Below are 22,969 nucleotides of genomic sequence, written 5' to 3'. Positions count from 1 at the left end.
TATCGGCCGGCTTCAAGGAAACGTGAGGGTTGCGTGGGTGCGACGCGGGGGCGTTCAGGGAATGGGGGCGCGGTGGGCGCGGCGCGTGGCCCCCTCATCCGCCCTTCGGGCACCTTCTCCCCCTCTGGGGGAGAAGGGATAAGCGCGCGCGCGTCAGGCGCGCAGGACGATCGAGGGGCTCTCGTTGAGCGTGCCGTCTTCCTCGATGACGACGTGGCGGGTCTGGTCGCGGTCGAACAGCACCGGGATGGGCGCCTGGAACAGCGGGCGGCGCACGAAGGCGAGCCGCCACTGGAAGATTTCCAGCGCTTCGAGCGTGGTCAGCTGCGCCGGCGTGAGACCGGCGCGGAGCGCTTCGGCATCCTGCGCGGCCGCGGCCTTGCGGCGCTCGGAGGCACGCTGCGCGGCCGTGGGGGACGCAGGGGTCGGCCAGGGGCCGGTGATGACGGCGGATTGGGCGGCATTGCGGTACATGGGGGCAACTCCAACGACGACGAGCGATAGCTGTTGCTTCTAACGGCCGGTCGCGGCCGCTATTTAGGGTCGTGATGACGATGCAAGCGGCGTGCCGGAAAACGGGCGCGCATGAAAAAGCCCCGCGGGTGCGGGGCTTTTTGGTGGAGTCAGGCGTCGCGCCTGCCCCTCATCCGCCTTCGGCACCTTCTCCCCGCTTGCGGGGAGAAGGAAACGCATGCCCCCGCTTGCGGGGAGAAGGAAACGCATGCCCCCCGCTTGCGGGGAGAAAGAAACGCATGCCTCCGCTTGCGGGGAGAAGGAAACGCATGCCCCCGCTTGCGGGGAGAAGGAAACATCCCTCAGGCGAACGGATCCTGCAGGACCATGGTGTGGTCGCGGTCCGGGCCGGTGCTGACGATGGCCAGCGGGCAGCCGGAGAGTTCTTCCAGCGCGCGCAGGTAGGCACGGGCGGCCGGCGGCAGCTTGTCCCACTCGGTGATGCCGTGGGTGTTCTCTTCCCAGCCCGGGAACTCGAGGTACACCGGCGTGCACTCTTCCCAGCCGCCCGCATCCAGCGGCGCGTACTCGGTGCGCTTGCCGCGGTACTCGTAGGCGATGCAGATCTTCAGCTTCTCCATGCCGTCGAGCACGTCGAGCTTGGTGATGCACAGGCCGGAGATGCCGTTGATGGCCACGGCGCGCTTCAGCGCGACGATGTCCATCCAGCCGCAGCGGCGCGGACGGCCGGTGGAGGCGCCGTATTCCTGGCCGCGGTCGCGGATGCCCTGGCCGATCTCGTCGTCCAGCTCGGTCGGGAACGGACCGCCGCCGACGCGCGTGGCGTAGGCCTTGCAGATGCCCAGCACGTAGTCGATCGCGTCCGCGCCCACGCCGGTGCCGGCGAACGCGCCGCCGACGGTGGTGTTGGAGCTGGTGACGTACGGATAGGTGCCGTGGTCGATGTCGAGCAGCGCACCCTGCGCGCCTTCGAACAGCACGCGCTTACCCTGCTTGCGCAGGTCGTGCAGGATGCCGGCCACGTCGGACTTCATCGGCTGCACGTATTCGCCGAAGGCGAGCGCCTCGTCGTAGGTCTTCTGGAAGTCGACGGCTTCCACGCCCAGATACTTGGTCAGCACGAAGTTGTGGTAATCCAGCGCCGTGCGCAGCAGCTCTTCCAGCTGCTTGGGGTAATGCAGGTCGGCCACGCGGATGCCGCGACGCGCCACCTTGTCTTCGTACGCCGGGCCGATGCCGCGGCCGGTGGTGCCGATGGCCTTGCCGCCGGCAGCCTTCTCGCGGGCCTGATCCAGGGCGATGTGGTACGGCATGATCAGCGGGGTGGCCGGGGAGATCTTCAGGCGAGAACGCACTTCCACGCCGGCGGTTTCCAGCTCGGCGATTTCCTTCATCAGGGCCGCCGGCGAGAGCACCACGCCGTTGCCGATCAGGCACAGCGCGTCGGGGCGCAGGATGCCGGAGGGAATCAGGTGGAGAACGGTCTTCTTGCCACCGATGACCAGGGTGTGGCCGGCATTGTGGCCGCCCTGGAAGCGGACGACGGCACCGATTTCCTCGGTGAGCAGATCGACGATCTTGCCCTTGCCTTCATCGCCCCACTGGGCGCCGAGAACGACGACTGACTGACCCATGACGGGTAACTCCTCGCTTGGTGGCGGCCATCGGGGCCGCCGGGAAGGGTCGTGCCGGGCTTGGCGCCGTTGCCGCCGGCAGGCTCCATCGGGGAGCCGCCCGCCACGCCGGGCCCAGACACGGAAAAAGCCGGCGGTCTTCCCATGCAGGGAGCCCGTCCGGCTTTTGTGCATTATCCGGGTTTCCGGGGACGGGGGCTACCCTGCCCGGGGGCCATGTTCAGGCGGGGAACGGCGCCCTTCCTTTTCCCCGCTGGGGCGGATAACGGCGCTCTTCCTTCCCCCCGCTGGGCGGACAACAGCGCTCTTCTTCTCCCCACTGGGCGGACAACACCGCTCTTCCTTCTCCCCGCCGGGCGGACAACACCGCTCTTCCTTTTCCCCGCCGGGCGGACAACACCGCTCTTCCTTCTCCCCGCCGGGCGGGGAGAAGGTGCCGAAGGCGGATGAGGGGCGCGTTCCGATCCGCCACCGCAGGCGTTTCCGATAGAGGCAGCGCAGCCCGACGCCGACGCTACCTCCTTGGCCGGAGGTGTCCCATGAGAACCAAAGCGAATCGCGACCATCAGCGTCTGCTGCGCAATAGCCAGACCGAGGCAGAACGCGTCTTGTGGCAGCACTTGCGAAACCGGCGCCTGCACGGGTGGAAGTTCCGCCGCCAGCATCGGATCGGACGCTACATCGCGGACTTCGCCTGTCTGGAGAGGGGTCTCGTCGTGGAGTTGGACGGTAGCCAACATCTCGATGCGGCCGACCAGGACGCGGTGCGTACGAGGTTCCTGGCGGCTCGGGGATTTCGCGTGGTGCGATTCTGGAACGATGACGTGCTACGCGAGACGGAGGCTGTGCTGGCCGCCATCGCTACCGCGCTCGCCTCTCATCCGCCCTCCGGGCACCTTCTCCCCGCTTGCGGGGAGAAGGGAAAACACGCGCCCGCTTGCGGGGAGAAGGAAAAGCTCGGGCCCGCTTGCGGAGAGAAGGAAAAGCTCGGACCCGCTTGCGGGCAGAAGGGAAAGCACGTGCGCGCTTGCAGGGAGAAAGGAGCAGAGCACCGGCCCGCTTGCGGGCTGACGCGGGCGCCGTTCAGCGCTTCAAGACCCAGAGGAAGGTCAGGCCGAAGATCAGGATGAAGCCGCCCACGGCGCGGACCTGGCCGTCGGACATCTGCAGCAGTTGGACCACGGCGCGCTTCCAGCCGGCGGGGATGGCGAACAGCACCAAGCCTTCCAGGATGGCGACCAGGCACAGGGCGGACCAGAGTTCGGGCATGGGCGGGGTGTCCTGGCCCGCGCGGTGGGGCGGGCGACGGGGGGAGACAGCGAGGCTGGAACGCAACCGGCCGCCCTGGGGCGGCCGGCGCTGAGGATCAGCGATCGCTCTTCATGTACTGGAGGAACGGGTCGTCCTTGTCCAGGACGATCACGCCCTGCCCGTCCGCGAACGAGGCGCGGTAGGCCTCCAGGCTGCGCTGGAAGGCGTAGAACGCCGGGTCGCGATTGGCGGCCGTGCCGTAGATGCGGGCAGCTTCGGCATCGCCTTCACCACGCAGCTTCTGCGCATCGCGTTCGGCTTCGGCCAGCAGTACGGCGACGTCGCGCTGGGCCGTGGCCTGCACGATCCGCGCCTGCTCCGCACCCTGCGCGCGCAGTGCACTGGCCACCTGCGTGCGCTCGGCGCGCATGCGGTTGTAGACCTGGTCGATGACCTCGCTGTCGGTCGGCAGGTCGATCTGCTTGAAGCGGATGTCGACCACCTGCATGCCGAGATTCTTGGCACCGGCATTGATGCCGGGCAGCTGCTTCTCGATCAGTTCGTTGCGGTTGCCGGAGACCAGCTGGGTCAGCGTGCGGGAGTTGATCTCGTTGCGCAGCGATTCCTTGATGATCGGCGCCAGGCGCTCGGTGGCCAGGTCGGCCTGGCCGCCGGTCGCACGGTAGAAGTCCGCGGCGTTGACGATGAAGCCGATGGCGATGAAGTCGACGCTGACGTCCTTGCGCTCGGAGGTCAGCGAGCGCTCGGGCGGGAACTCGTTGGCGGTGAAACGACGGTCGAACACCCGTGCCGATTCCACCAGCGGCAACTTGAAGTGCAGGCCGGGGCCGATCTCGCTGCGCACCACGCGACCCAAGTTGAGCACCAGGCCCACCTGTCCTTCGCGTACCACGTAGACCGAGCCCATCAGCCCCAGCAGGACGGCCACGGCAATGCCGACGATCAGGGAGTTCCTCATGGCTGGGCCTCCTCGCGGCGCGGCGTGCGCACGGAATTGCGCGCGCTCGATGGGGTGCTTTCAACTTGCGGCATCACGACCTCGGCGGGGATGGCACCGGAGGGCAACGCAGCCGGCGTCTGCGCCTGGCCCATCGGCACGTAGATCAACTGGCGGCTGTCGGCGCCGACCACCTTGCGATTGTCCGCAAGCACCTTTTGCACGGTATCCAGCCACAGGCGCTTGCGGGTCACCTCGGGGGCGCCGCGGTATTCGTCCAGCAGCAGGGTGAAGCGGGTCGCGTCACCGGTGGCTTTCGCGATGGCCGCGGTCTTGTAACCCTCGGCCTGGGTGCGGATCTGCTGTGCGTCGCCACGCGCTTCCGGCACGATGCGGGCGGCCACGGCGCGCGCCTGGGAGACCAGTCGCTCGTTCTCCTGCTGCGCGCTGTTGACCTCGTCGAAGGCCGGCTTGACGGCTTCCGGCGGACGCGCGTCCTGCAGGCTGAGTTCGGTGACGACCAGGCCCGTGCGATAGGCCTCCAGCGAGGCCTGCAGCGCCTTGCCGGCATCGGCCGACAACGGCCCACGGTTGTTGAGGGCGGCGTCCAGGTCGGAACGGCCGATCACCTCGCGCACCACGCTCTGAGCGGTCTGCTCGAGAACGCGGGTGGCTTCGGTGGTACCGAACAGGAACAGCTTGGGGTCGCCTACGCGGTATTGCACGTTGAACGACACGGTGATGATGTTTTCGTCGCGCGTCAGCACCGGCAGGCTGTTGCTGAAGGTACGCACGCCGGTGGTCGGGACCTTGGTGACGCTTTCGATGGGCCACGGGAACTTGAAGTTCGGGCCGGGCTGCATGGTGCGGTTGTACTGGCCGAAGCGAAGCACCACGCCACGGTCCTGTTCGCCGATCAGCTGGAAGCTGGAGAACAGCACCAGGATGCCAATGCCCAACAGCACCCAGCGCAGCGGGTTGCCGCCACCGCCACCGCCGGCACCGCCGAACAGACCGCGCAGGCGGTCGATCACGTCACCCAGGCCACCGCCCTGGCCCTTGCGGGGCTTCCAGTTGTTGTTCCGGTTGCCGCTGTTGCCGTTGTTGCCGGATCCGCCGCTACCAGAGCCGCTTCCAGGGGTGTTCCAGGCCATGCCCACTCCGTTTGAAAGGTTCGCGCGGGCCGCGGGGCCGGCGCGTTCTCGATTCTACTAGATAGGGGCGCCCCGGCCGGGAGGCAAGGCCGGGAGGTCATGGGCGGGCGTCCCTTCCTGTGGGAGCGACGTAAGTCGCGAAGGGCCTTACCCATCCAGCCCAGGTCTCATGCACACCCATTCGCGACTTACGTCGCTCCCACAACCGCCCTATCACCCAACTGCCCGACCGCCCTACCGCTGCCAGTCTTCCGCATCCACCGGTGGCAACAACGGTTCCAGCGCATGGCCGCCGGCCTGCGAGGCCAGGCGCTGCGCGTCGGCCAGGGCGAGGTCGACGGTGACGCGCCAGCCGTGTTCGTCGAAATCCTCCGACAGCACGGCGCCGAGCGCGTGCAGGCGCGAGCGCAGGCGCGCCGAGTGCGCGGGCAGTTGCAGTTCGCCGCGCACGCGCTGGAAGCCCAGCCGCTGCGCCAGCGCGCCCTTGAGCAGGTCGATGCCCTGCCCGTCGCGCGCGGAGATCCACACGCGTTCGCGCGCACGGCCGATGCCGACCGCGTCGCCGCCCTCTTCGCCGGCATCCGGATCGGGCTGGTCGTGGCGCGGCTCGGCGCCTTCGATGCGGTCGATCTTGTTGAACACCAGCATCTGCGGCAGGTCGCCGGCGCCGATTTCCTGCAGCACCTCATCGACCTGGGCGATGCGCTCCTCGCGGTGCGGATCGGCGGCATCGACGATGTGCAGCAGCAGGTCGGCTTCGCGCGCTTCGCTCAAGGTGGAGCGGAACGCGGCGACGAGTTCGTGCGGCAGGTCGCGCACGAAGCCCACGGTGTCGGCCAGCACCACCGCGCCGCCGGGCAGGCCGATGCGGCGCACGGTGGGGTCCAGGGTCGCGAACAGCTGGTCGGCCGCGTAGGCCTCCGCGCCGGTCAGCACGTTGAACAGCGTGGACTTGCCGGCGTTGGTGTAGCCCACCAGGGCCACGCGCGGCAGTTCGCTGCGCACGCGGGCGCGGCGCATCTGGGTGCGCTGCACTTCCACTTTCTCCAGCCGCTTCTGCAACTGCTCGACACGCTTCTGCAGCAGGCGGCGATCGGTTTCCAGCTGGGTTTCGCCCGGGCCGCGCAGGCCGATGGAACCGCCGCGCTGGCGCTCCAGGTGGGTCCAGCCGCGGACCAGGCGCGTGGCCATGTGGCGCAGCTGCGCCAGTTCCACCTGCAGCTTGCCTTCGTGGCTGCGGGCGCGCTGGGCGAAGATGTCCAGGATCAGCCCGGTGCGGTCGAGCACGCGGCGCTGCAGGAGTTTTTCCAGGTTGCGTTCCTGGCCGGGCGAGAGCGGGAAGTTGACCAGGATCAGGTCGGCGCCGGTGGCGTCGGCCGCGGCCTTCACTTCCTCCAGCTTGCCGCTGCCGATCAGCGTGGACGGGTTGGGCCGGTCGATGCGCGCCATCAGCAGCGCGGCGACGCTGGCGCCGGCGGAGCGGGCCAGATCGCTGAATTCCTCGGTGACGCCGTCGTCCGGACGGCCGCCCGCATGCGGCTGGATCAGCAGCGCATGCTCGCCCTTGCGGGATCTTTCAAACAATGGGGTCGTGCCTCTTCAAGCGAGGCACGCATTATCACGCGGTTTCGTCGTCGCCGCCTTCCGCGCCGTCTTCACCTTGCTGCACGTAGCCGCCGCCGGGTCCCACGCGCACGTTGCGCGCCGGCACCACCGTGGAGATGGCGTGCTTGTAGACCATCTGGCTGACCGTGTTGCGCAACAGGACCACGAACTGGTCGAAGGATTCGATGGTGCCCTGCAGCTTGATGCCGTTGACCAGGTAGACCGACACCGGCACGCGCTCGCGCCGTAGTGCATTCAGGAAAGGATCCTGCAGGGATTGCCCCTTGGACATGACGTACTCCCGCCTTGCGTTCTTATAGTAGGTATGGGTGGTGCTGAACCCGGTGCGGCAAACAGCTCCCCTGCCGACCCGGAGCCCCGATGTTACACAACTCCGGCCCCCGGGGGCGCCGCCAAGTCAGGCAGCCGGTTCCAGTTCCACCACCCTGGCCCGGAGGCTCAGCCCCGCGGCAGGAACAGGTCCAGCGCCTGCGCGAGGCGGGCACCGTCGGTGGCGGGGTCGAACCAGCGCGCGTCCAGCGCGCCGCGCAGCCAGGTGAGCTGACGCTTGGCCAGTTGGCGGGTGGCCTGGATGGCGCGTTCGCGGAAGGCCGCCGCATCGCCCTGCCCGTCCAGGAACTCCCACGCCTGGCGGTAACCGACGGCGCGCACGGCCGGCAGGTCCAGCGGCGCGGTGACCGCCTGCAGGCCGGGCAAGGCGCGCAGCCGGCGGACTTCGTCGAGGAAGCCCTGCGCCAGCATCAGGTCGAAGCGCTGCGCGATCCGTGCATGCAGCACGGCGCGATCGGCCGGCGCCAGCACCAGCTTGAGCACGCGGAACGGCAGGCGCGCGCGGCGCGCTTCGCGCTGCCACTGGCTGATCGGCGTGCCGGTCAGGCGGAACACTTCCAGCGCGCGCTGGATGCGCTGCGGGTCGGTGGCGTGGATGCGCGCGCCGGCCTCGGGATCCACGCGCGCGAGTTCGGCGTGCAGGGCCGGCCAGCCCACCTGCTGCGCCTGCGCGGTGATCTGTTCGCGCAGCGCGGCGTCGGCGGGCGGCATCGCGGCCAGTCCTTCGAGCAGCGCCTGGAAGTACAGACCGGTGCCACCGGCCAGCACCGGCAGCCGGCCACGGGCGACGATGTCGTCCATCGCACGGCGCGCATCCGCGGCGAAATCGGCGGCCGAATACGCCTGCCAGGGATCGCGCACGTCCAGCAGGTGGTGCGGCACGCGGGCCTGTTCGGCGGCGCTGGGCTTGGCCGCGCCGATGTCCAGGCCGCGGTAGACCAGTGCGGAATCGACGCTGACGATCTCGCCGTTGAAGCGTTCGGCCACGTCCAGCGCGAACGCCGTCTTGCCCGATGCGGTCGGGCCCATGATGGCGATGGCGGAGGGACGATCGGCGAGCGGCATGCAGGCGGGAAGACGGTGTGCAGGCGACCAGCTTAACGCGCCGGTGCTCGATCAAATGCGTTCTGCGATGCCGGTCAAGCTTGGCGCTTCGGAGCCCGCAGGCCTGTGCAGCGCTCATGTACATTCGGGCCGCGTCCACAGGGGGATGCGGGGGACGCCGATGCGCGATGCAGATCGCCGTGCCATCGCCTACCGCGGACATCGATGTTTCCCAGCGCGAGTCGACCGGATGCTTATGCTTTCCCTGTTCCCGCAGCGGCACCTGTTGCCCTTGCTCGCCGTGGTGGCGCTGCTGTCCGCGTGCCGCGCGGACAACACCGCCTCCGTCGACGCCACCCCGCCGCCGGCGGCCGCCCGGCCCACGGCAGGCGCGGCGCCCGCGCGGGTGACGGCAGCGGCCGTCCCGAGCACCGCGGTGCCCAACCCCATCCTGTTCGTCACCCAGGTGCCGACGCAGGGCGATCCGTTCGCCAGTCGCATGTCGACGTTCGCCAACCACCTGCCCAGCATGGCGGCGCTGACGCGCGGCGGCGACCTGATGATCCGCTACCCCGACGGCAGCCTGCGCAACCTGACGAAGGAAGCGGGCTTCGGTATGGAAGGCCAGCAGGGCGCGAACGCGATCGCGGTCCGCGAGCCGGCCGTGCACTGGAGCGGCACCAAGGCGATCTTCAGCATGGTGGTGGGCGGACCACCGCAGCGTTACGCGCACCCCACCGCGAAGTGGCAGATGTTCGAAGTCACCGGTCTGGGCCAGGGTCAGGCGGCCGTCATCACCAAGGTGGCGAACCAGCCCGCGGACTACAACAACGTCTCGCCGATCTACGACAGCCAGGACCGCATCCTGTTCACCTCGGACCGTCCGCGCGGTGGCGAAGCGCACCTGTATCCCCAGCTCGACGAGTACGAGAGCACGCCCACGATCACCGGCGTCTGGCAGCTCGATCCGTCGAACGGACAGGTACGCCTGCTCAACCACGCGCCCAGCGGCGCGTTCTCGCCCAGCATCGACCGCTACGGCCGCGTGATCTTCATCCGCTGGGATCACCTGCAGCGCGACCAGCAGGCCGACGCCGGCACCTACGGCGCCCACGACCTGGCCAGCGAAGCGTCCGGCGCCGCCAGCATCGGCCTGCAACCGGAGACGTTCCCCGAATCGCGCAGCGGCATGAGCAGCGCGTACGGCAACGTCAATGGCTTCACCTACAACCTGTTCACGCCGTGGCAGATGAACCAGGACGGCACCGAAGAACTGACGCTCAACCACATCGGGCGGCAGGAGCTGTCGTTCGGTTATCTGCCGAAATCCTTCTCGACCGACAGCGCCCTGTCGGACTACTCCAACACGGCGCTGATCGCCAACAAGAAGTACATCCGCATGGACGGCGGCCTGTTCCAGATCCGCGAGGATCCGACCGTCGAAGGCAGCTACTACGCCATCTACACCCGCGAGTTCGCCACCGGCGGCACCAACCAGATCGTCCGCATCACGGGGGCGCCGCATCTCAACGCCGAGCAGATGGAGATCGTCGATGCCTCGCCGGCGGCGGACGGCAGCGGCAACCTGGCCGGCGGCCGCTTCCGCACGCCGCTGCCGATGAGCAGCGGCCACATGGTCGCCAGCTACACCAGCAGCCCGGCGTTCCAGGCCGGCGTTGCGCTGCGCCTGCACCAGTTGCAGACGAATGCCGGCGGCATGCTGGTGGCAGGGCCGGCACTCACGCCGGGCATCAGCAAGAACCTGACCTGGTGGGATCCGGACAATCAGCGCAGCTACAACGGCGTGCTGTGGGAGATCGACCCGGTGGAAGTGGTGGCGCGCACGCGTCCGCCGGTGACCACCACGCCGATGGCCTCGCCGGAACAGTCGGTGTTCGCCAGCGAACAGGTCAACGAAGCCGCGTTCCGCGCCTGGCTGAAAGCGAACCAGCTCGCGCTGATCGTCACCCGCAACCAGACCGCGCGCGACCGCGACGACAAGCAGCAGCCCTACAACCTGCGCGTGCCCGGCGGCGTGCAGACGCTGGGCGGCGGCGGCCGGATCTACGAGATCTCGCACTACCAGATCCTGCAGGCCAACATGATCCGCGCCTACACCACCGGCTCGATCTACCAGCGCGGCCGACGCCCGATCGCGCAGCCGATGGCGGTCGCTGCGAATCCGGCCAATGCAGGCGGCCCGGCCGGCAGCGTGCGCATCGCCGCCGACGGTTCGACGGCCGCCTTCGTTCCCGCCAGCCGCGCCCTGACCTGGCAGAGCACCGACGCCGCCGGCGTGCCGATCGTGCGCGAACGCCTGTGGGTGACGCTGCAACCGGGCGAGATCCGGACCTGCACGGGTTGCCATGGCGAGAATGCGCGCAACCAGGCCGGCGGCACGCCTTCGACGACGCCACCGGAGGCCTTGCGGCAGTTGTTGCGCCACTGGAAGCAGCAGAACGGCGCCACGCCGATCCGGGTCAACGGCGCGCATCCGCTGATCCCGAATCCGTCCGTGGCGATGCCGCCCGCCACCGCGGGCGCGACCGTCATGCCGGCGGACGAGGGCGCGACGGTGACCGCGTCGTGGCTCGGGGAAGTACGCCGTGCGATCCGGCGCGATCGCGCAGACCGCTGATCGCACCTGATGAAGCGCGCTGCGGCGGTTCAGCGCGCGTCGAGGAATTGCTTCAGCGCGGCGATTTCCTCGTCGGTCATCACCGGATACCGGTAGGCCGCGACGCCGCTCATCAGCCCGGTCTTCGATTTGCCTCCAGCGGCGATCTCGCCGGTGCGCATCAGCCGGGTGAACTGCGCGTGCGTGTAGGCCTTGGCGACGACGAGCGACGGCGCAGGATCGCCTTCCCAGCCATTGAGGTCCCAGCCGTGGCATTCGCTGCAGGTGGTGAACGCGAGGTGGCGGCCCAGCGCCAGCGGTTCGGTGGGCGGCACGGCCGGCGGATCCTGGCCGGGGTCCGGCACCATGTCGGGCAACCAGGGATGGGTGCCGTCGTTCGTGGTCCTGATGAGCGATTCGGACCACTGCCCCGCGGGCAAGGCCGGGTTGTCGACAGCCGGCAGGCCGCGCAGCCAGGCGGTGATGTCGCGAACCTCGCGGTCGCTGAGATGCTGGAACATCTTGATCGGCATGCCCCAGGGCACGTGGCCGTCGTGCGTGCGGCCTTCGCGCAGCAACGCCGTCAGCGCGGCATCGTCGTACAGCGTGCGGCGCTGGGTCAGGTTGGGCGCGACGATGCGGCCGAGTTCGGGGTTCTCCATGAAGACCTGACCGGCGCCATCGCGGCCATGGCAGCCGCTGCAGCCCACCCGCGTGGCCACGCGCAGGCCCTCGACCGGATCACCGGGTGGCGGCGCAGGCGCCGAGACCACGGGTGGTGACGGCGGCGCGCGGTTGCACGCGGCCAACAGCAGGCACAGCAGGACGAGCGATGCGATGCGCATGGGCGACTCCCCTCCCCGACTCTTGGTGCGAACGGGGCGTGCGCCGCGCGCCGGCCAGTCAGTCGTCGTCGGGCCAGCGGATCGTCGGGGTCGTCGCCGCTTTGCGCGGCGCGGGCACGGCGGCGACGGCATTCCAGACCTTGAGGGCGTCGACCGTGGCGGCGACGTCGTGCACGCGCACGAGCGTGGCGCCGCGCTGGACGGCGATCAGGTGGGCGGCGACGGAGCCGGCCACGCGGTCCGCCGGCACCTCGCGACCGGTCAGTTCGCCGATGCTGCGCTTGCGCGACAGCCCCGCCAGCACGGGCACGCCGAGCTCGACGAAGCGCTCGAACTGCGCGAGCAACTGCAGGTTGTGCGCGGTGTCCTTGCCGAAGCCGAAGCCCGGATCGACGACGATGCGCTTCTTTGGAATGCCGGCCATCTCGGCGGCGAAGATGCGTTCGGCGAGGAACCGGTGGACGTCGCCGACCACGTCGTCGTAGTGCGGCGCGGCCTGCATCGAGCGTGGCTCGCCCTGCATGTGCATCAGCACCACCGGCACGCCGAGCGCGGCCGCGGCATCGAGCGCGCCGTCGCGACGCAGGCCGTACACGTCGTTGATCATGCCCGCGCCCGCCTGCACGGCGGCCCGCATCACCTCGGGCTTGTACGTGTCGATGCTGATCGGCACGGCCACCTGCGCGGCGAGCCGTTCGATCACGGGCACGACGCGGCGGAGTTCTTCCTCCACGTCCACATCGGCGGCGCCGGGCCGGGTGGACTCGCCGCCGATATCGAGAAGGTCGGCGCCCTCTTCCACCAGCCTGAGCGCATGCGCGACGGCCGCCTCGGTCGTGTCGTGCACGCCGCCGTCGGAGAACGAGTCCGGGGTGACGTTGACGATGCCCATGACCTGCGTGCGGTCGAGTTTGAGGATGCGGCCGGCGCAGTCGAGCTGGGGAACGGTATCGAACATCACTTCGTTCCGTCCTGATCGGTGTCCTCGCCCGCGCGAGCGCGCCTGGATCCGGCGCCGAATGCGACACCCAGTGCGACGCCGATGGCGATACCGGCACCGACATTGTCCATCGCCATGCCGATGGCGACGCCGATGGCGATACCCACACCGATGCCGACCGGCAACAGCGGGCGCACCGGGCGCGTGTCGTTGTCTGCCATGGAAACCCCGCGGAAAGAAAAAAAGGCCAGACGCGAGTCTGGCCTTTCGTCGTCACGCTGGCAACGCGCCTCAGGTCTGCGCGGCCGGCCCACCGATCGGCGGCAGGGGCCGCGATTCGGGCTTGTCGTCGTCCTTGCCGGACTTGGTCCAGCCCACCGGCGGCGGCGGCTCGCGACCTTCCATGATGGCGTCGATCTGCGGCGCGTCGATGGTCTCGTACTGCAGCAGCAGGTTGGACATCGTGTGCAGCTTGTCGAGGTTCTCGGTGAGGATCGTCTTGGTCCGCGCATACGCACGGTCCAGAATGAGGCGGACGACTTCGTCGATCTTGCGGGCGGTCTCGTTGGAGACGTTCTTGTGCTGGGTGACGGAGCGGCCGAGGAACACCTCGTCCTCTTCCTCGCCGTAGGCGATCGGGCCCATCTCGTCGCTCAGGCCCCACTTGGTGACCATGTTGCGGGCCATCTTGGTGGCGCGCTCGATGTCGTTGGACGCACCCGTGGTGACCTTGTCCGCGCCGAAGATCAGCTCCTCGGCCACGCGGCCGCCGTACAGCGAGCAGAGCTGCGACTCGATGGCGACGCGGTTCAGCGAATACTTGTCGCCTTCGGGCAGGTACATCGTCACGCCCAGCGCGCGGCCGCGCGGGATGATGGTGACCTTGTAGACGGGGTCGTGCTCCGGCACCACGCGACCGACGATGGCATGGCCGGCTTCGTGGTAGGCGGTGAGGGTCTTCTCTTCCTCGCTCATCGCCATCGAACGACGCTCGGCGCCCATCAGGATCTTGTCCCGCGCGCGGTCGAAGTGGTCCATGCGGACTTCCTTCGCGTTCTCGCGGGCGGCGAACAACGCGGCCTCATTGGCCAAGTTGGCCAGGTCGGCGCCGCTGAAGCCGGGCGTGCCGCGGGCGATCACCATCGGCTCGACATCGTCGGCCAGCGGCAGCTTGCGCATGTGCACGCGCAGGATCTGCTCGCGGCCCTTCACGTCCGGCAGGCCCACCACGACCTGACGGTCGAAGCGGCCCGGACGCAGCAGCGCCGGGTCGAGCACGTCGGGACGGTTGGTCGCCGCGATCACGATGACGCCTTCGCCGCCTTCGAAACCGTCCATCTCGACCAGCAACTGGTTCAGCGTCTGCTCGCGCTCGTCGTGGCCGCCGCCCAGGCCGGCACCGCGATGGCGGCCGACGGCGTCGATCTCGTCGATGAAGATGATGCACGGGGCGTGCTTCTTGGCCTGCTCGAACATGTCGCGCACGCGGCTGGCGCCGACGCCGACGAACATCTCGACAAAATCCGAACCGGAGATGCTGAAGAACGGCACCTTCGCCTCGCCGGCGATCGCCTTGGCCAGCAGCGTCTTGCCGGTGCCGGGCTGGCCGACCATCAGCACGCCGCGCGGGATCTTGCCGCCCAGCTTCTGGAACTTGCCGGGGTCGCGCAGGAACTCGACCAGCTCGCCCACCTCTTCCTTCGCTTCATCGCAGCCGGCAACGTCGGCGAAGGTCACCTTCACCTGGTCCTCGCCCTGCAGCTTGGCGCGCGACTTGCCGAAGGACATCGCGCCCTTCGCGCCGCCGCCACCGCCCTGCATCTGGCGCATGATGAAGATCCAGAACCCGATGATCAGCAGCACGGGCAGGAAGTTGAACAGGATCGCGACCAGCGAGATGCCGCTTTCCGGCTGTTCGCGGTCGATCGTGACGTTCTTGTCCAGCAGCGTGTCGACGAGCTTGTCGTCCTGCGGACCGTAGACGGTACCGGTGGTGCTGTCCTTGCGCTTGAAGGCGATGGCGTTCGTCGCGAGATTGCTCTCGTTGGTGAACTTCACCGACGACACGCGACCGGATTCCACTTCCTGCAGGAACTCGGAATAGGTGATCGGGCCGCCCGGCGCGCTGGCGCCGCCCTTGGGCGAGAAGCTCTGGAAGACGACCATCAGCACGACGGCGACGACTACCCACAGCAGGAGGTTCTTGGTCAGGTCGTTCATCCTCATCGGCTCCGCTGTTCCTCTTTCCTGTTGCGCACGTTACGTCACCTTACTTGATCTGGGCCCGCTTGCCCTGTCCCAGGGCGTACACCTCGGGCGAGCGCTTGCGGGAGGCATCCGGCTTGCGGATCGCCACCTTGTCATAGCGGCGGCGAAGCTCGCGGATGTAGTCGTCGGAACCGGCGCCCTGGAACAGCTTGATCAGGAACGCCCCGCCCGGCTTCAGATGGCTCTCGGCGAACTCCATGGCGAGTTCGGCCAAGTGCATCATCCGCGGCTGGTCGACCGCATCCACACCACTCTTATTGGGGGCCATATCCGACAGCACAAGGTCCACGGGCGCGCCGTCCAGCATGGCTTCCAGTTGGGATAGAACGCTGTCCTCCCTGAAATCCCCATGAAGGAAGTCCACGCCGGCCAGCGGGGGCATGTCCAGGATGTCCATGGCCACCACCCGGCCGCTGTCGCCCATCGCCTGGCGGACGAACTGCGACCAGCCCCCCGGGGCGGCGCCCAGGTCGACCACCACCATGCCCGGCTTGAGCAGGCGGTCGCGTTCCAGCAGCTCCTCCAGCTTGTACGCCGCACGCGAGCGCAGGCCTTCGGCCTGGGCCTTCTTCACGTAGGGGTCGGAGAAGTGTTCCTTCAGCCAGCGCTGGCTGCTCTTGCTGCGGGTAGCCATGGGGCGGCGAGGTCTCGGGGCACGCTGCGACGGGAGCCGCACGAGCCGTTCTGGGGGGTGGCCATGATACCCTGATCCCCCTTTTCGACCCGTACCGTGCCGCATGCCTGTAGCCCTGACCGCCGCCCAGACCCGTTTCCTGCGCGGCCAGGCCCATGACCTCAAGGCCCTGCTGCAGATTGGCAACAAGGGCGTCACGCCCGCCTTCATCGCGGAGCTGGACGGCGTGCTGGAACAGCACGAACTGGTCAAGGTGAAGGTGGCAGGCGAAGACCGCGAGGCCCGGGACACCATGATCGACGACCTGGCCGAGAAGACCGACGCGGCCCTGGTCCAGCGGATCGGCCACACTGCGGTGTTGTACCGCCCCAGCAAGGAACGCCGACACATCGTGTTGCCGCGCGGCTGATCCCCCAGCGCAGGCCCCCGCCATGCAGCTGAGCCACGAACTGCCCGACTACGCCTTCACCCTGCGGTCCGCCGACGGACAGCACGCCCGGGTGAACGACCGGACGCTGACCGCCAGCTTCATCCTGTCGCCCCAGCAACTGATCGAGGACTGGTCCGTCAGCGACAGCGCGGCCCTCACCCCCGAGGACCTGGCCCCGCTGATCGCCCTCCAGCCGGAAGTGATCCTGCTGGGCACCGGCGAACGCCAGGTGTTCCCCCCTGCCGTCGTGATGGCCGCATGCCTGCGCCAGGGCGTGGGACTGGAAGTGATGACCAACGCCGCCGCGGCGCGCACGTTCAACGTGCTGGCCGGTGAATCCCGGCGCGTCGTCGCGGGCTTCCTGTTGGCGCCCCGCTAACCTCGGTTACTGCAACACCAGGTTCACCTGCGCACCCCCTCATTCCACGCGACCCGCGCCCAGACGCCGTAATGGTCTGACGGCCACGCGCCGGTGGCGTCGGCCTTGTCGAGGAAGATGCGTGCGTCCACGACGCGGAAGACGCCGAGTTGCGCGAAGACATGGTCGATGCGCACGGGCGGATGGCTCAGACGCGGATTGAGCGTGGCATGCGCAGGCGTGTTGGAGTCTTCGCTGGAGTGCGCATCCGCATAGGCGTCGGCGAAACGCGCGACCAGCGCCGTCAGCTCCGGCGTGTCCGAGCGGGTGTTGAAATCGCCGCCGATCACCGACGGCACGTCGCCCGCCGTAGCATCGACCAGATCGAGCAGGCCCGCGATCTGCTGCGCGCGGATCGCGCCACCCGGCGGTGTGTGGTGCAGGTGGGTGGCGTAAACGTTCAACGGCCGGCCCCGCACGGTGGCGCGGACCCAGCCGGCGGTGCGGTAGTCGTCAAGCGGCGCCAGCTTCGCTTCGCGGGAGGCGTCGATCGTGCCCCGGACCAGGATCGCGTTGCCGTAGCGGCGTGCCTGCGTGGGCGCATCGGCGGAGAAAAAGCGGTACTCATAACCGAGCCGGGATGCCAGCACCTGCGCCTGATTGGGCAGCGCCGCATCCTGCAGCACTTCCTGCAGGACGATCACGTCGGGGGCAAGCCTGCGCAATTCGGAGACGATCAGGTCCTGCCGGTGGGGCCAATCCTGCTTGTCGTGCCAGAGGTTCAGCGTCGCCACGTCCAGCGGCGCGGTCTGGGGTGGCGATTCGCGGACTGTCGAAGCGCAGCCGGCCAGCACGCACAGCGCAGTGCCCAACAGCGCGGCGGCGAGGCAGCCGCGTCGCGCCCGAACCAGACTCATCGCGCCGGCAGGTACTGCAGCGGATCGACCGGCTTGCCGTTGTGGCGGATCTCGAAGTGCAGCATCTCGCGCGACGCGCCGCTGCTGCCCATCTCGGCGATCTGCTGACCGGCCTTCACGCTCTGCCCTTCGTTGACCAGGCGCTTGCGGTTGTGGCCGTAGGCCGAGAGCCACTGCTCGCTGTGCTTGACGATGATGAGTTCGCCGTAGCCGACGAGGCCGGCGCCGGAATACACCACCACGCCATCGGCCGCTGCGCGCACGGCCTGGCCGTTGCTGCCGGCGATGTCGACGCCCTGCTTGGTGGCATCCCCGTTCACGAACCGGCCGATGAGGTGGCCATCGGCGGGCCAGCGCCATGCGAACCCGCTGTTGGCCGGCGCAGGCGTCGCGACGGGACGCGTCACTGGTGCCGGAGGGGGCGTAGGACGCGTCGACGTGCCCGTCGAGGGGCGCGTTGGAGTCGTCGTCGCTGCGGGGCGGCTGCCACCGGCGGGATAGAGCTTGAGCGACTGGCCCGGGTAGATCGTGTACGGCGGCGCGATGCCGTTCCAGGCCGCCAGGTCCTTCACGTCGACACCGTTGCGGAAGGCGATGCCGTACAGCGTATCGCCGCGTTGCACGCGCACGGTCGCACCGGGCTTGGCCTGCGAAGAGGGGCGTGTCGACGACGGCGCGCCGGGTGTGCGCACGACCGTGGTCGAGCAGGCGGCGAGCATCGCCACGGCCAAGCCGATCAGGAGGGCGCGCGTCATGCGGAAGCCGGTGCGGTGCGTCGTGGTCATGCGTTTCGTCGTGTCCTCACGGGGCGCGGCGCCGCGGCGTCAGCCGGTCAGCCGCTGGAAGAGTTCGCGTACCGCCACGCCGCCGCCACCGATCAGCACGCTGAAGTAGATGATCGTCCCGATGTTCGCCAGATGGCCCAGCAGGATCGCGCCGCCATCGCGCTGGATGAAGCCGATGGCGTAGAGCAGCAGGGCCAAGGCTGGCAGGGTGTTGCTGAATGGGACGAATCCGAAGGGCGCCATCAGCAGCAGCGCCGCCAGGATGAAGGCGAGGTTGTTGAACACGCCCTGCCCTGGCCCGTCGACGAAGAAACGCAGCCGATGCGGCCGGCTGATCTTCTCCATCCGGCGCACCCACACCAGTCCGCCCGTGAGCCCCGGTCGCAGGCGGTCGGCGGGCAACGCCTTGTGCTTCACGCGCGCGGGCAACCACAGCGGCCGGTTGAACAGACGGCTGATGCCGACCAGCAGGATGGCCGCACCGAACACCGTGCTCACGCCCGGGATCGAGACGGGAATCAGGAACACCAGGGTCAGCAGGATGGTGAGCAGCAGCAGGCCTTCGTCGCTGAAGACTTCCAGCAGTTCGCCAAGGCTCAAGGTGTCCGGCGGCAGCCGCTCGATGATGTCCTCGAGCTGCTGGCCGAGCGAAGCGGCCGGGTCGATGCCCGTGGCACGTGGCGTATCCGTCACGGCGTCAATCCAGCGTGCCCGACAGCAGCGGCACGAAGACCACCGGCGCCAGCGTGGTTTCCTCGACGCTGCCGTCCTCGCGCTTCACCAGGCGCACCAGCGACTGCGAACCGCTGCCGCCGACCGGTGCGACCAGCTGGCCGCCTATCGCGAGCTGGTCGACCAGCACCGGCACCAGCGCGGGCGCGGCGGCGGTCACGATGATGCCATCGTACGGACCGTGCTCGTCCCAGCCGATGCGGCCGTCGTCGTGCTTGCTGCGCACGTTCATGCCCAACTGGCGCAGGCGCTTGCGCGCCTGGCGCAGCAGGTCGCCGATGCGTTCGACCGTGTAGACCTCCAGGCCGAGGATCGCGAGCACGGCGGCCTGGTAGCCGGAACCGGTACCGATCTCGAGCACCTTCTTCGGTGCGTTCTGCAGCAGCACTTCGGTCATGCGCGCGACCACCCACGGCTGCGAAATGGTCTGGCTGTGGCCGATCGGCAGCGCGGTGTCTTCGTAGGCACGCGTCGCCAGCGCTTCGTCCACGAACAGATGGCGCGGCAGCGTGCGGATGGCGTTGAGCACGCGCTCGTCGGCGATCCCGGATTCGCGCAGCCTTTCGACCAGGCGGTCGCGTACGCGCTGCGAGGTCATGCCCATTCCCACAGCTTCGGGCTGCAGCCGCAACCGCGGCGTCACGCCGAATCCTCCAGGGCCGCCGTCAACCCGCCGACCCAGCCAGCCACTTTCTCGAGCGCCTGGTAACGGGTCAGGTCGACATGGATCGGCGTGATCGAAATATGCCCGGTGCGCACGGCGTGGAAATCGGTGCCCGGACCGGCGTCCTGCTCGCGGCCGGCGGGGCCGATCCAGTACACGGTGTGGCCACGCGGATCGGGTTGCGGAACGCAGGGCTCCGACCGATGGCGGTTGCCCAGGCGCGTGACCTCGAAACCGCGTACGTCGGCCCAGGCCAGGTCGGGCACGTTGACGTTGAGGATGGTGTCGGCGGGCAGCGGATCGGCCTTCAGGCGCGCGACGATCTCCACCGCGGCGCGCGCGGCGGTCTCGTAGTGCTTCGCATCGTGGTTCTTCGTGGCCAGCGACATCGCCACGGCCGGGAGACCGAGAAAACGGCCTTCCATCGCGGCGGACACGGTGCCGGAATAGATGACGTCGTCGCCCAGGTTGGCGGTGTTGTTGATGCCCGACACGACGATGTCCGGCTCGAACTCCAGCATTCCGGTCAACGCCAGGTGGACGCAATCGGTCGGCGTGCCGGCGATGCTGCAGGTGTAGTGATCGATGCGCTTGAGCCGGATCGGCAGATCGAGCGTCAGCGAATTGCTGGCGCCGGAGCGATCGCGGTCGGGTGCGACCACGTACACCTCGTGACCTGCGCTGCGCAGGCCTTCTGCCAGGATTCGGATGCCGGGGGCGTCGACGCCGTCGTCGTTGCTGACCAGTACGCGCATGGGTTTCCTCGGGGACGCCCCATGATACCGGAACCACGCCTGCGCTTCCCGCGCCTGCGCGATCTGGTCGCGATACGGCGATGCCGCTACGCTGGTGGCATGGCCAAGCCCTCGCCCCCCGACGACGACGATGCCGCCCTGTTCCGCGATGCGATCGGCGAGGTTCGGCGCCTGGATGAGGCGCCACCGGCGCCCCGCAAGGCGCCTCCGAAACCCCGCGCACGCATGGCCGAGCAGGACGAGACGGATGCGCGCAGCGAGTTCCAGCGGGGGCTCGAGGCGTTCGATCTCCACGCGGCGGGCGACGTGCTCAGCCATCGTCGCGATGTCGTGCCGCCGCGCGTGTTCCAGCGCCTCAAGCGCGGGCAGTTCTCCGCGCAGGACGAACTGGACCTGCATGGGGCGACGGCGCTGCAGGCCGAAGGGCTGCTGAGACGCTTCCTGGCGGAGGCCCACCAGCACGACCACGGCTGCGTGCGCATCATCCACGGCAAGGGCCAGCGCTCCGACGCGGGCGCACCCGTGATCAAGAATGTGGTCGACCGCATCCTGCGCCAGCGCGCGGACGTGCTGGCGTTCCATTCCGCTCCGGCCGCGCAGGGTGGCACCGGCGCGGTTCTCGTGCTGCTGACCAGGCGCGCTTAGCCGCGCCCCGGGAACGGATCAAGGTGTGGCCGCGATGGGGCCCGACATCCGCTTCTTGGGGGGATTCACCCACATCACTTCGGTGCCTCGCTGCTTGGCGATGGCGTTGACGTAGCCCACGTAGACCTCATCCACATCGGTCTGCCGCTGGATGAGCGTCTTGTCGGACATGCGTGCGGTCTGGGTGCTGGCGCATCCGGAGAGCAGCACGGTGAGGAACACGGCACAGGAAAGGCAATTGAGGCGACTCATGGCAACCTCCTGGAAGCGGGAACGATCTACCACCCTCGCGGCCGACGATGAGGCGATCCGCCGCCGCTGTTTCCGCTTATACGCCCGCCCACACGCGCCGCCAGTACTGCGATGCGCTTTCCGACGAACGGCTCAGGATCGCGACGCCTCGCTTACGTCTCCGAGTTCGTGCAGCACGGCGGTCGCGTAACTGCCGGGCGGCAGCGCAAACTGCAGCTGCAGCGTGGATGCGTCCGGCCACCGCCACTCGAAACCCTCCGGCTTGAGGCGGAGGGCACGACGCTCCTGCCGGAGCCCTTCCTGCTCCAGTCCTGTCCTCAATGCCTGCGCTTCATCGCCCGCCAGCGCGGCATCCTCGGCTGCACGCGCGACGCCCTGCGTCCGCGACTCGCCCTGGCCCCACAGCGGGCCGGTCGGATGGATATCGAAGTCCGCCAGGCGCTGCGCCAGCGTCCCGCTCCACGGCTCCGGGCCGAACACGCTGCGACTGCCGGCGAGCATCCATACCTCGCCTTCCAGGCCCTGGTTCCAGCTGCCATCCGCGAGCCGACTCCCGAGCACGCGGTTGAACAGTTCCGAGCGCGCTGCGGACAGCAGGATCGACCGCTGGTCCCGACGCACCCGGCGGCCGGCGAACATCGCCAACGCCGCCGCCACGTTGCCGCCATCCCGGCCGAACCGCTGCTCGCCGAACCAGTTGGGCAAGCCGTGCGCCGCGATCGCACGGAGCCGCTCATCGATCGCCTCCCGATCGCCGCTCACCTCGCGGAGGATCAGTTCGAAGCGATTGCCGGCGAGCGCACCCCGCGGCAGTTTGCGTGAATGCCAGGACGCGTCGATGACCTTGAGATCGTCCGAGACCAGGCCGGCCAGATCCGGCGCGATCTTGCGCGGCAGATGCACGCTGAAGCGCTGGCGCGTCACCGCATGCCGATCCTTCAGGCCGGCGTAACCGACGCCCATCTCCGCGATCCCCGCCCACGCGGCGATCCGCTTGGCCGCGAAGGCGGTATTCATGCCGCGCTTCTCGACCGTCAGCAGCAGGTGCTCGCCCTCACCCGAGGCTTCGAAGCCCGGGAGTTCTTCGACGAAGAAATCTTCGGGCGCGCTGCGGAAACGCGCTGCCAGCACGGGCGCGCCGAATGCGCGCGGCAGGGTCTCGCTCACGCCTTCACCAGCAGGACCACCGCTTGCGCCGCGATGCCTTCACCGCGACCGGTGAAGCCCAGCTTCTCGCTGGTGGTGGCCTTGATGCTGACCGCGTCGGCATCGATGGACAGATCCTCCGCCACGCAGGCGCGCATCGCGTCGGCGTGCGGACCGACTTTCGGACGTTCGCAGATGACGGTGACATCGGCATTGCCCACGCGCCATCCGCGCTCGCGCAGCAAGGCGTCGCAGTGGCGCACGAAAGCGCGGCTGTCGGCGCCCTTCCAGCGATCGTCGGACGGTGGAAAATGCTTGCCGATGTCGCCGAGCGCCAGTGCGCCCAGCATCGCATCGCAAAGCGCGTGCAGCACCACGTCGCCATCGCTGTGCGCCAGCACGCCGCGCTCGTGCGGCACGCGAACGCCCCCCAGCATGACGTGGTCGCCTTCGCCGAAGGCGTGCACGTCGAAGCCCTGGCCGATGCGGATGTTCAAGGTGTCAGGCATG

The 22,969-nt window shown here is 68.8% G+C and carries 25 protein-coding genes and 1 pseudogene; 5 read left to right on the top strand and 21 right to left on the bottom strand.

Annotated elements, in window-relative coordinates; translation table 11 throughout:
- Positions 1-153: 153 nt before the first annotated feature.
- Together BLT45_RS06890 and BLT45_RS06885 are read right to left on the bottom strand one after the other, a co-directional pair.
- Positions 154-474, bottom strand: coding sequence for a hypothetical protein (locus BLT45_RS06890; RefSeq protein ID WP_093296753.1), 321 nt, complete (start codon positions 472-474; stop codon positions 154-156).
- A 341-nt stretch (positions 475-815) separates the two neighbouring features.
- The gene (locus tag BLT45_RS06885) at positions 816-2,108 is read right to left on the bottom strand and encodes an adenylosuccinate synthase (protein WP_093296751.1); all 1,293 of its coding nucleotides are present in this window, start codon (positions 2,106-2,108) and stop codon (positions 816-818) included.
- A 539-nt stretch (positions 2,109-2,647) separates the two neighbouring features.
- Here BLT45_RS06885 and BLT45_RS18475 point away from each other — a divergent pair.
- Positions 2,648-2,971 (top strand): annotated as a pseudogene (locus BLT45_RS18475) (endonuclease domain-containing protein); the annotation flags it as partial.
- 220 nt (positions 2,972-3,191) lie between these two features.
- Here BLT45_RS18475 and BLT45_RS06875 read toward each other — a convergent pair.
- The 6 genes from BLT45_RS06875 to miaA all read right to left on the bottom strand — a co-directional run bounded on the left by BLT45_RS06875 (position 3,192) and on the right by miaA (position 8,492).
- Positions 3,192-3,377 carry a DUF2065 domain-containing protein gene (locus BLT45_RS06875; RefSeq protein WP_093296748.1) on the bottom strand — a complete coding sequence of 62 codons (186 nt, stop codon included), beginning with the start codon at positions 3,375-3,377 and terminating at the stop codon, positions 3,192-3,194.
- Positions 3,378-3,474: 97 nt separating this feature from the next.
- On the bottom strand, positions 3,475-4,338 hold the full coding sequence (gene hflC / locus BLT45_RS06870) for a protease modulator HflC (protein ID WP_093296746.1): 864 nt from the start codon (positions 4,336-4,338) through the stop codon (positions 3,475-3,477).
- Entirely contained in the window at positions 4,335-5,471 is a 1,137-nt protein-coding gene (gene hflK / locus BLT45_RS06865) for an FtsH protease activity modulator HflK (protein WP_093296744.1), read from the bottom strand. Before hflK ends, hflC begins: the two co-directional genes overlap by 4 nt.
- A 234-nt stretch (positions 5,472-5,705) precedes the next feature.
- The gene (hflX, locus tag BLT45_RS06860) at positions 5,706-7,055 is read right to left on the bottom strand and encodes a ribosome rescue GTPase HflX (RefSeq protein WP_093296742.1); all 1,350 of its coding nucleotides are present in this window, start codon (positions 7,053-7,055) and stop codon (positions 5,706-5,708) included.
- 34 nt (positions 7,056-7,089) lie between these two features.
- On the bottom strand, positions 7,090-7,368 hold the full coding sequence (hfq, locus tag BLT45_RS06855) for an RNA chaperone Hfq (RefSeq protein ID WP_056881347.1): 279 nt from the start codon (positions 7,366-7,368) through the stop codon (positions 7,090-7,092).
- A 167-nt stretch (positions 7,369-7,535) separates the two neighbouring features.
- The gene (gene miaA, locus BLT45_RS06850) at positions 7,536-8,492 is read right to left on the bottom strand and encodes a tRNA (adenosine(37)-N6)-dimethylallyltransferase MiaA (protein WP_093296740.1); all 957 of its coding nucleotides are present in this window, start codon (positions 8,490-8,492) and stop codon (positions 7,536-7,538) included.
- Positions 8,493-8,721: 229 nt separating this feature from the next.
- Here miaA and BLT45_RS06845 point away from each other — a divergent pair, with 229 nt between their 5' ends.
- Positions 8,722-11,109: an HzsA-related protein gene (locus tag BLT45_RS06845; protein ID WP_139187950.1), complete on the top strand. Its 2,388-nt coding sequence runs from the start codon at positions 8,722-8,724 to the stop codon at positions 11,107-11,109.
- A 29-nt stretch (positions 11,110-11,138) separates the two neighbouring features.
- Here the strand turns inward: BLT45_RS06845 and BLT45_RS06840 are convergent, their stop codons facing one another.
- The 5 genes from BLT45_RS06840 to rlmE form a co-directional block, all read right to left on the bottom strand.
- Positions 11,139-11,933, bottom strand: coding sequence for a cytochrome c4 (locus BLT45_RS06840; protein ID WP_175455747.1), 795 nt, complete (start codon positions 11,931-11,933; stop codon positions 11,139-11,141).
- Between the two features lie 58 nt (positions 11,934-11,991).
- The gene (folP, locus tag BLT45_RS06835) at positions 11,992-12,891 is read right to left on the bottom strand and encodes a dihydropteroate synthase (protein WP_093296734.1); all 900 of its coding nucleotides are present in this window, start codon (positions 12,889-12,891) and stop codon (positions 11,992-11,994) included.
- Positions 12,891-13,094, bottom strand: coding sequence for a glycine zipper domain-containing protein (locus BLT45_RS06830; RefSeq protein WP_093296732.1), 204 nt, complete (start codon positions 13,092-13,094; stop codon positions 12,891-12,893). The genes folP and BLT45_RS06830 overlap by 1 nt, the downstream gene beginning before the upstream one ends.
- Positions 13,095-13,164: 70 nt before the next feature.
- Positions 13,165-15,093: an ATP-dependent zinc metalloprotease FtsH gene (ftsH, locus tag BLT45_RS06825; protein WP_175455746.1), complete on the bottom strand. Its 1,929-nt coding sequence runs from the start codon at positions 15,091-15,093 to the stop codon at positions 13,165-13,167.
- Positions 15,094-15,142: 49 nt separating this feature from the next.
- A complete protein-coding gene (gene rlmE, locus BLT45_RS06820; protein WP_093296728.1) occupies positions 15,143-15,775 on the bottom strand; it encodes a 23S rRNA (uridine(2552)-2'-O)-methyltransferase RlmE in 633 nt (210 codons plus the stop codon).
- A gap of 103 nt (positions 15,776-15,878) precedes the next feature.
- Here rlmE and yhbY point away from each other — a divergent pair, with 103 nt between their 5' ends.
- Together yhbY and BLT45_RS06810 are read left to right on the top strand one after the other, a co-directional pair.
- A complete protein-coding gene (yhbY, locus tag BLT45_RS06815; protein ID WP_093296727.1) occupies positions 15,879-16,184 on the top strand; it encodes a ribosome assembly RNA-binding protein YhbY in 306 nt (101 codons plus the stop codon).
- A gap of 22 nt (positions 16,185-16,206) precedes the next feature.
- Positions 16,207-16,584 (top strand): Mth938-like domain-containing protein, encoded by a 378-nt coding sequence (locus BLT45_RS06810; protein WP_093296725.1) that lies wholly within the window; start codon positions 16,207-16,209, stop codon positions 16,582-16,584.
- Between the two features lie 23 nt (positions 16,585-16,607).
- Here the strand turns inward: BLT45_RS06810 and BLT45_RS06805 are convergent, their stop codons facing one another.
- From BLT45_RS06805 to surE, 5 genes are read right to left on the bottom strand one after another with little or no spacing between them, the layout of a single operon-like run.
- Positions 16,608-17,480, bottom strand: coding sequence for an endonuclease/exonuclease/phosphatase family protein (locus BLT45_RS06805; RefSeq protein WP_093296723.1), 873 nt, complete (start codon positions 17,478-17,480; stop codon positions 16,608-16,610).
- Positions 17,477-18,265: a peptidoglycan DD-metalloendopeptidase family protein gene (locus BLT45_RS06800; protein WP_093296721.1), complete on the bottom strand. Its 789-nt coding sequence runs from the start codon at positions 18,263-18,265 to the stop codon at positions 17,477-17,479. Before BLT45_RS06800 ends, BLT45_RS06805 begins: the two co-directional genes overlap by 4 nt.
- 39 nt (positions 18,266-18,304) lie before the next feature.
- The gene (locus tag BLT45_RS06795; protein ID WP_254771800.1) at positions 18,305-18,958 is read right to left on the bottom strand and encodes an exopolysaccharide biosynthesis protein; all 654 of its coding nucleotides are present in this window, start codon (positions 18,956-18,958) and stop codon (positions 18,305-18,307) included.
- Between the two features lie 4 nt (positions 18,959-18,962).
- The gene (locus BLT45_RS06790) at positions 18,963-19,640 is read right to left on the bottom strand and encodes a protein-L-isoaspartate(D-aspartate) O-methyltransferase (RefSeq protein ID WP_093296719.1); all 678 of its coding nucleotides are present in this window, start codon (positions 19,638-19,640) and stop codon (positions 18,963-18,965) included.
- Positions 19,637-20,416 (bottom strand): 5'/3'-nucleotidase SurE, encoded by a 780-nt coding sequence (surE, locus tag BLT45_RS06785; RefSeq protein WP_093296717.1) that lies wholly within the window; start codon positions 20,414-20,416, stop codon positions 19,637-19,639. The genes BLT45_RS06790 and surE overlap by 4 nt, the downstream gene beginning before the upstream one ends.
- A 99-nt stretch (positions 20,417-20,515) precedes the next feature.
- Between surE and BLT45_RS06780 the strand changes: the two genes are divergently transcribed.
- Positions 20,516-21,061, top strand: coding sequence for a Smr/MutS family protein (locus tag BLT45_RS06780; protein WP_093296715.1), 546 nt, complete (start codon positions 20,516-20,518; stop codon positions 21,059-21,061).
- A gap of 18 nt (positions 21,062-21,079) precedes the next feature.
- Here BLT45_RS06780 and BLT45_RS06775 read toward each other — a convergent pair whose 3' ends face one another.
- The 3 genes from BLT45_RS06775 to ispF all read right to left on the bottom strand — a co-directional run bounded on the left by BLT45_RS06775 (position 21,080) and on the right by ispF (position 22,968).
- Positions 21,080-21,313, bottom strand: a complete 234-nt coding sequence (locus BLT45_RS06775; protein WP_139187948.1) for a hypothetical protein — start codon at positions 21,311-21,313, stop codon at positions 21,080-21,082.
- A gap of 132 nt (positions 21,314-21,445) precedes the next feature.
- The gene (truD, locus tag BLT45_RS06770) at positions 21,446-22,480 is read right to left on the bottom strand and encodes a tRNA pseudouridine(13) synthase TruD (protein ID WP_093296711.1); all 1,035 of its coding nucleotides are present in this window, start codon (positions 22,478-22,480) and stop codon (positions 21,446-21,448) included.
- The gene (ispF, locus tag BLT45_RS06765; RefSeq protein ID WP_093296709.1) at positions 22,477-22,968 is read right to left on the bottom strand and encodes a 2-C-methyl-D-erythritol 2,4-cyclodiphosphate synthase; all 492 of its coding nucleotides are present in this window, start codon (positions 22,966-22,968) and stop codon (positions 22,477-22,479) included. The genes truD and ispF overlap by 4 nt, the downstream gene beginning before the upstream one ends.
- Between the last annotated feature and the right edge of the window lies 1 nt (position 22,969).

The organism is Pseudoxanthomonas sp. CF385 (assembly GCF_900104255.1).
Lineage (GTDB): Bacteria > Pseudomonadota > Gammaproteobacteria > Xanthomonadales > Xanthomonadaceae > Pseudoxanthomonas_A.
The sequence above is the reverse complement of the archived record's forward strand: the minus strand, read 5'-3'. Positions and strand labels throughout refer to the sequence as shown.

Coding starts and splice junctions, on each gene's coding strand:
- BLT45_RS06890 (WP_093296753.1), bottom strand. CDS start 474: ATGTACCGCAATGCCGCCCAATCCGCCGTCATCACCGGCCCCTGGCCG.
- BLT45_RS06885 (WP_093296751.1), bottom strand. CDS start 2,108: ATGGGTCAGTCAGTCGTCGTTCTCGGCGCCCAGTGGGGCGATGAAGGC.
- BLT45_RS06875 (WP_093296748.1), bottom strand. CDS start 3,377: ATGCCCGAACTCTGGTCCGCCCTGTGCCTGGTCGCCATCCTGGAAGGC.
- hflC (WP_093296746.1), bottom strand. CDS start 4,338: ATGAGGAACTCCCTGATCGTCGGCATTGCCGTGGCCGTCCTGCTGGGG.
- hflK (WP_093296744.1), bottom strand. CDS start 5,471: ATGGCCTGGAACACCCCTGGAAGCGGCTCTGGTAGCGGCGGATCCGGC.
- hfq (WP_056881347.1), bottom strand. CDS start 7,368: ATGTCCAAGGGGCAATCCCTGCAGGATCCTTTCCTGAATGCACTACGG.
- miaA (WP_093296740.1), bottom strand. CDS start 8,492: ATGCCGCTCGCCGATCGTCCCTCCGCCATCGCCATCATGGGCCCGACC.
- BLT45_RS06845 (WP_139187950.1), top strand. CDS start 8,722: ATGCTTATGCTTTCCCTGTTCCCGCAGCGGCACCTGTTGCCCTTGCTC.
- BLT45_RS06840 (WP_175455747.1), bottom strand. CDS start 11,933: ATGCGCATCGCATCGCTCGTCCTGCTGTGCCTGCTGTTGGCCGCGTGC.
- folP (WP_093296734.1), bottom strand. CDS start 12,891: ATGTTCGATACCGTTCCCCAGCTCGACTGCGCCGGCCGCATCCTCAAA.
- BLT45_RS06830 (WP_093296732.1), bottom strand. CDS start 13,094: ATGGCAGACAACGACACGCGCCCGGTGCGCCCGCTGTTGCCGGTCGGC.
- ftsH (WP_175455746.1), bottom strand. CDS start 15,093: ATGAACGACCTGACCAAGAACCTCCTGCTGTGGGTAGTCGTCGCCGTC.
- rlmE (WP_093296728.1), bottom strand. CDS start 15,775: ATGGCTACCCGCAGCAAGAGCAGCCAGCGCTGGCTGAAGGAACACTTC.
- yhbY (WP_093296727.1), top strand. CDS start 15,879: ATGCCTGTAGCCCTGACCGCCGCCCAGACCCGTTTCCTGCGCGGCCAG.
- BLT45_RS06810 (WP_093296725.1), top strand. CDS start 16,207: ATGCAGCTGAGCCACGAACTGCCCGACTACGCCTTCACCCTGCGGTCC.
- BLT45_RS06805 (WP_093296723.1), bottom strand. CDS start 17,480: ATGAGTCTGGTTCGGGCGCGACGCGGCTGCCTCGCCGCCGCGCTGTTG.
- BLT45_RS06800 (WP_093296721.1), bottom strand. CDS start 18,265: ATGACCACGACGCACCGCACCGGCTTCCGCATGACGCGCGCCCTCCTG.
- surE (WP_093296717.1), bottom strand. CDS start 20,416: ATGCGCGTACTGGTCAGCAACGACGACGGCGTCGACGCCCCCGGCATC.
- BLT45_RS06780 (WP_093296715.1), top strand. CDS start 20,516: ATGGCCAAGCCCTCGCCCCCCGACGACGACGATGCCGCCCTGTTCCGC.
- BLT45_RS06775 (WP_139187948.1), bottom strand. CDS start 21,313: ATGAGTCGCCTCAATTGCCTTTCCTGTGCCGTGTTCCTCACCGTGCTG.
- ispF (WP_093296709.1), bottom strand. CDS start 22,968: ATGCCTGACACCTTGAACATCCGCATCGGCCAGGGCTTCGACGTGCAC.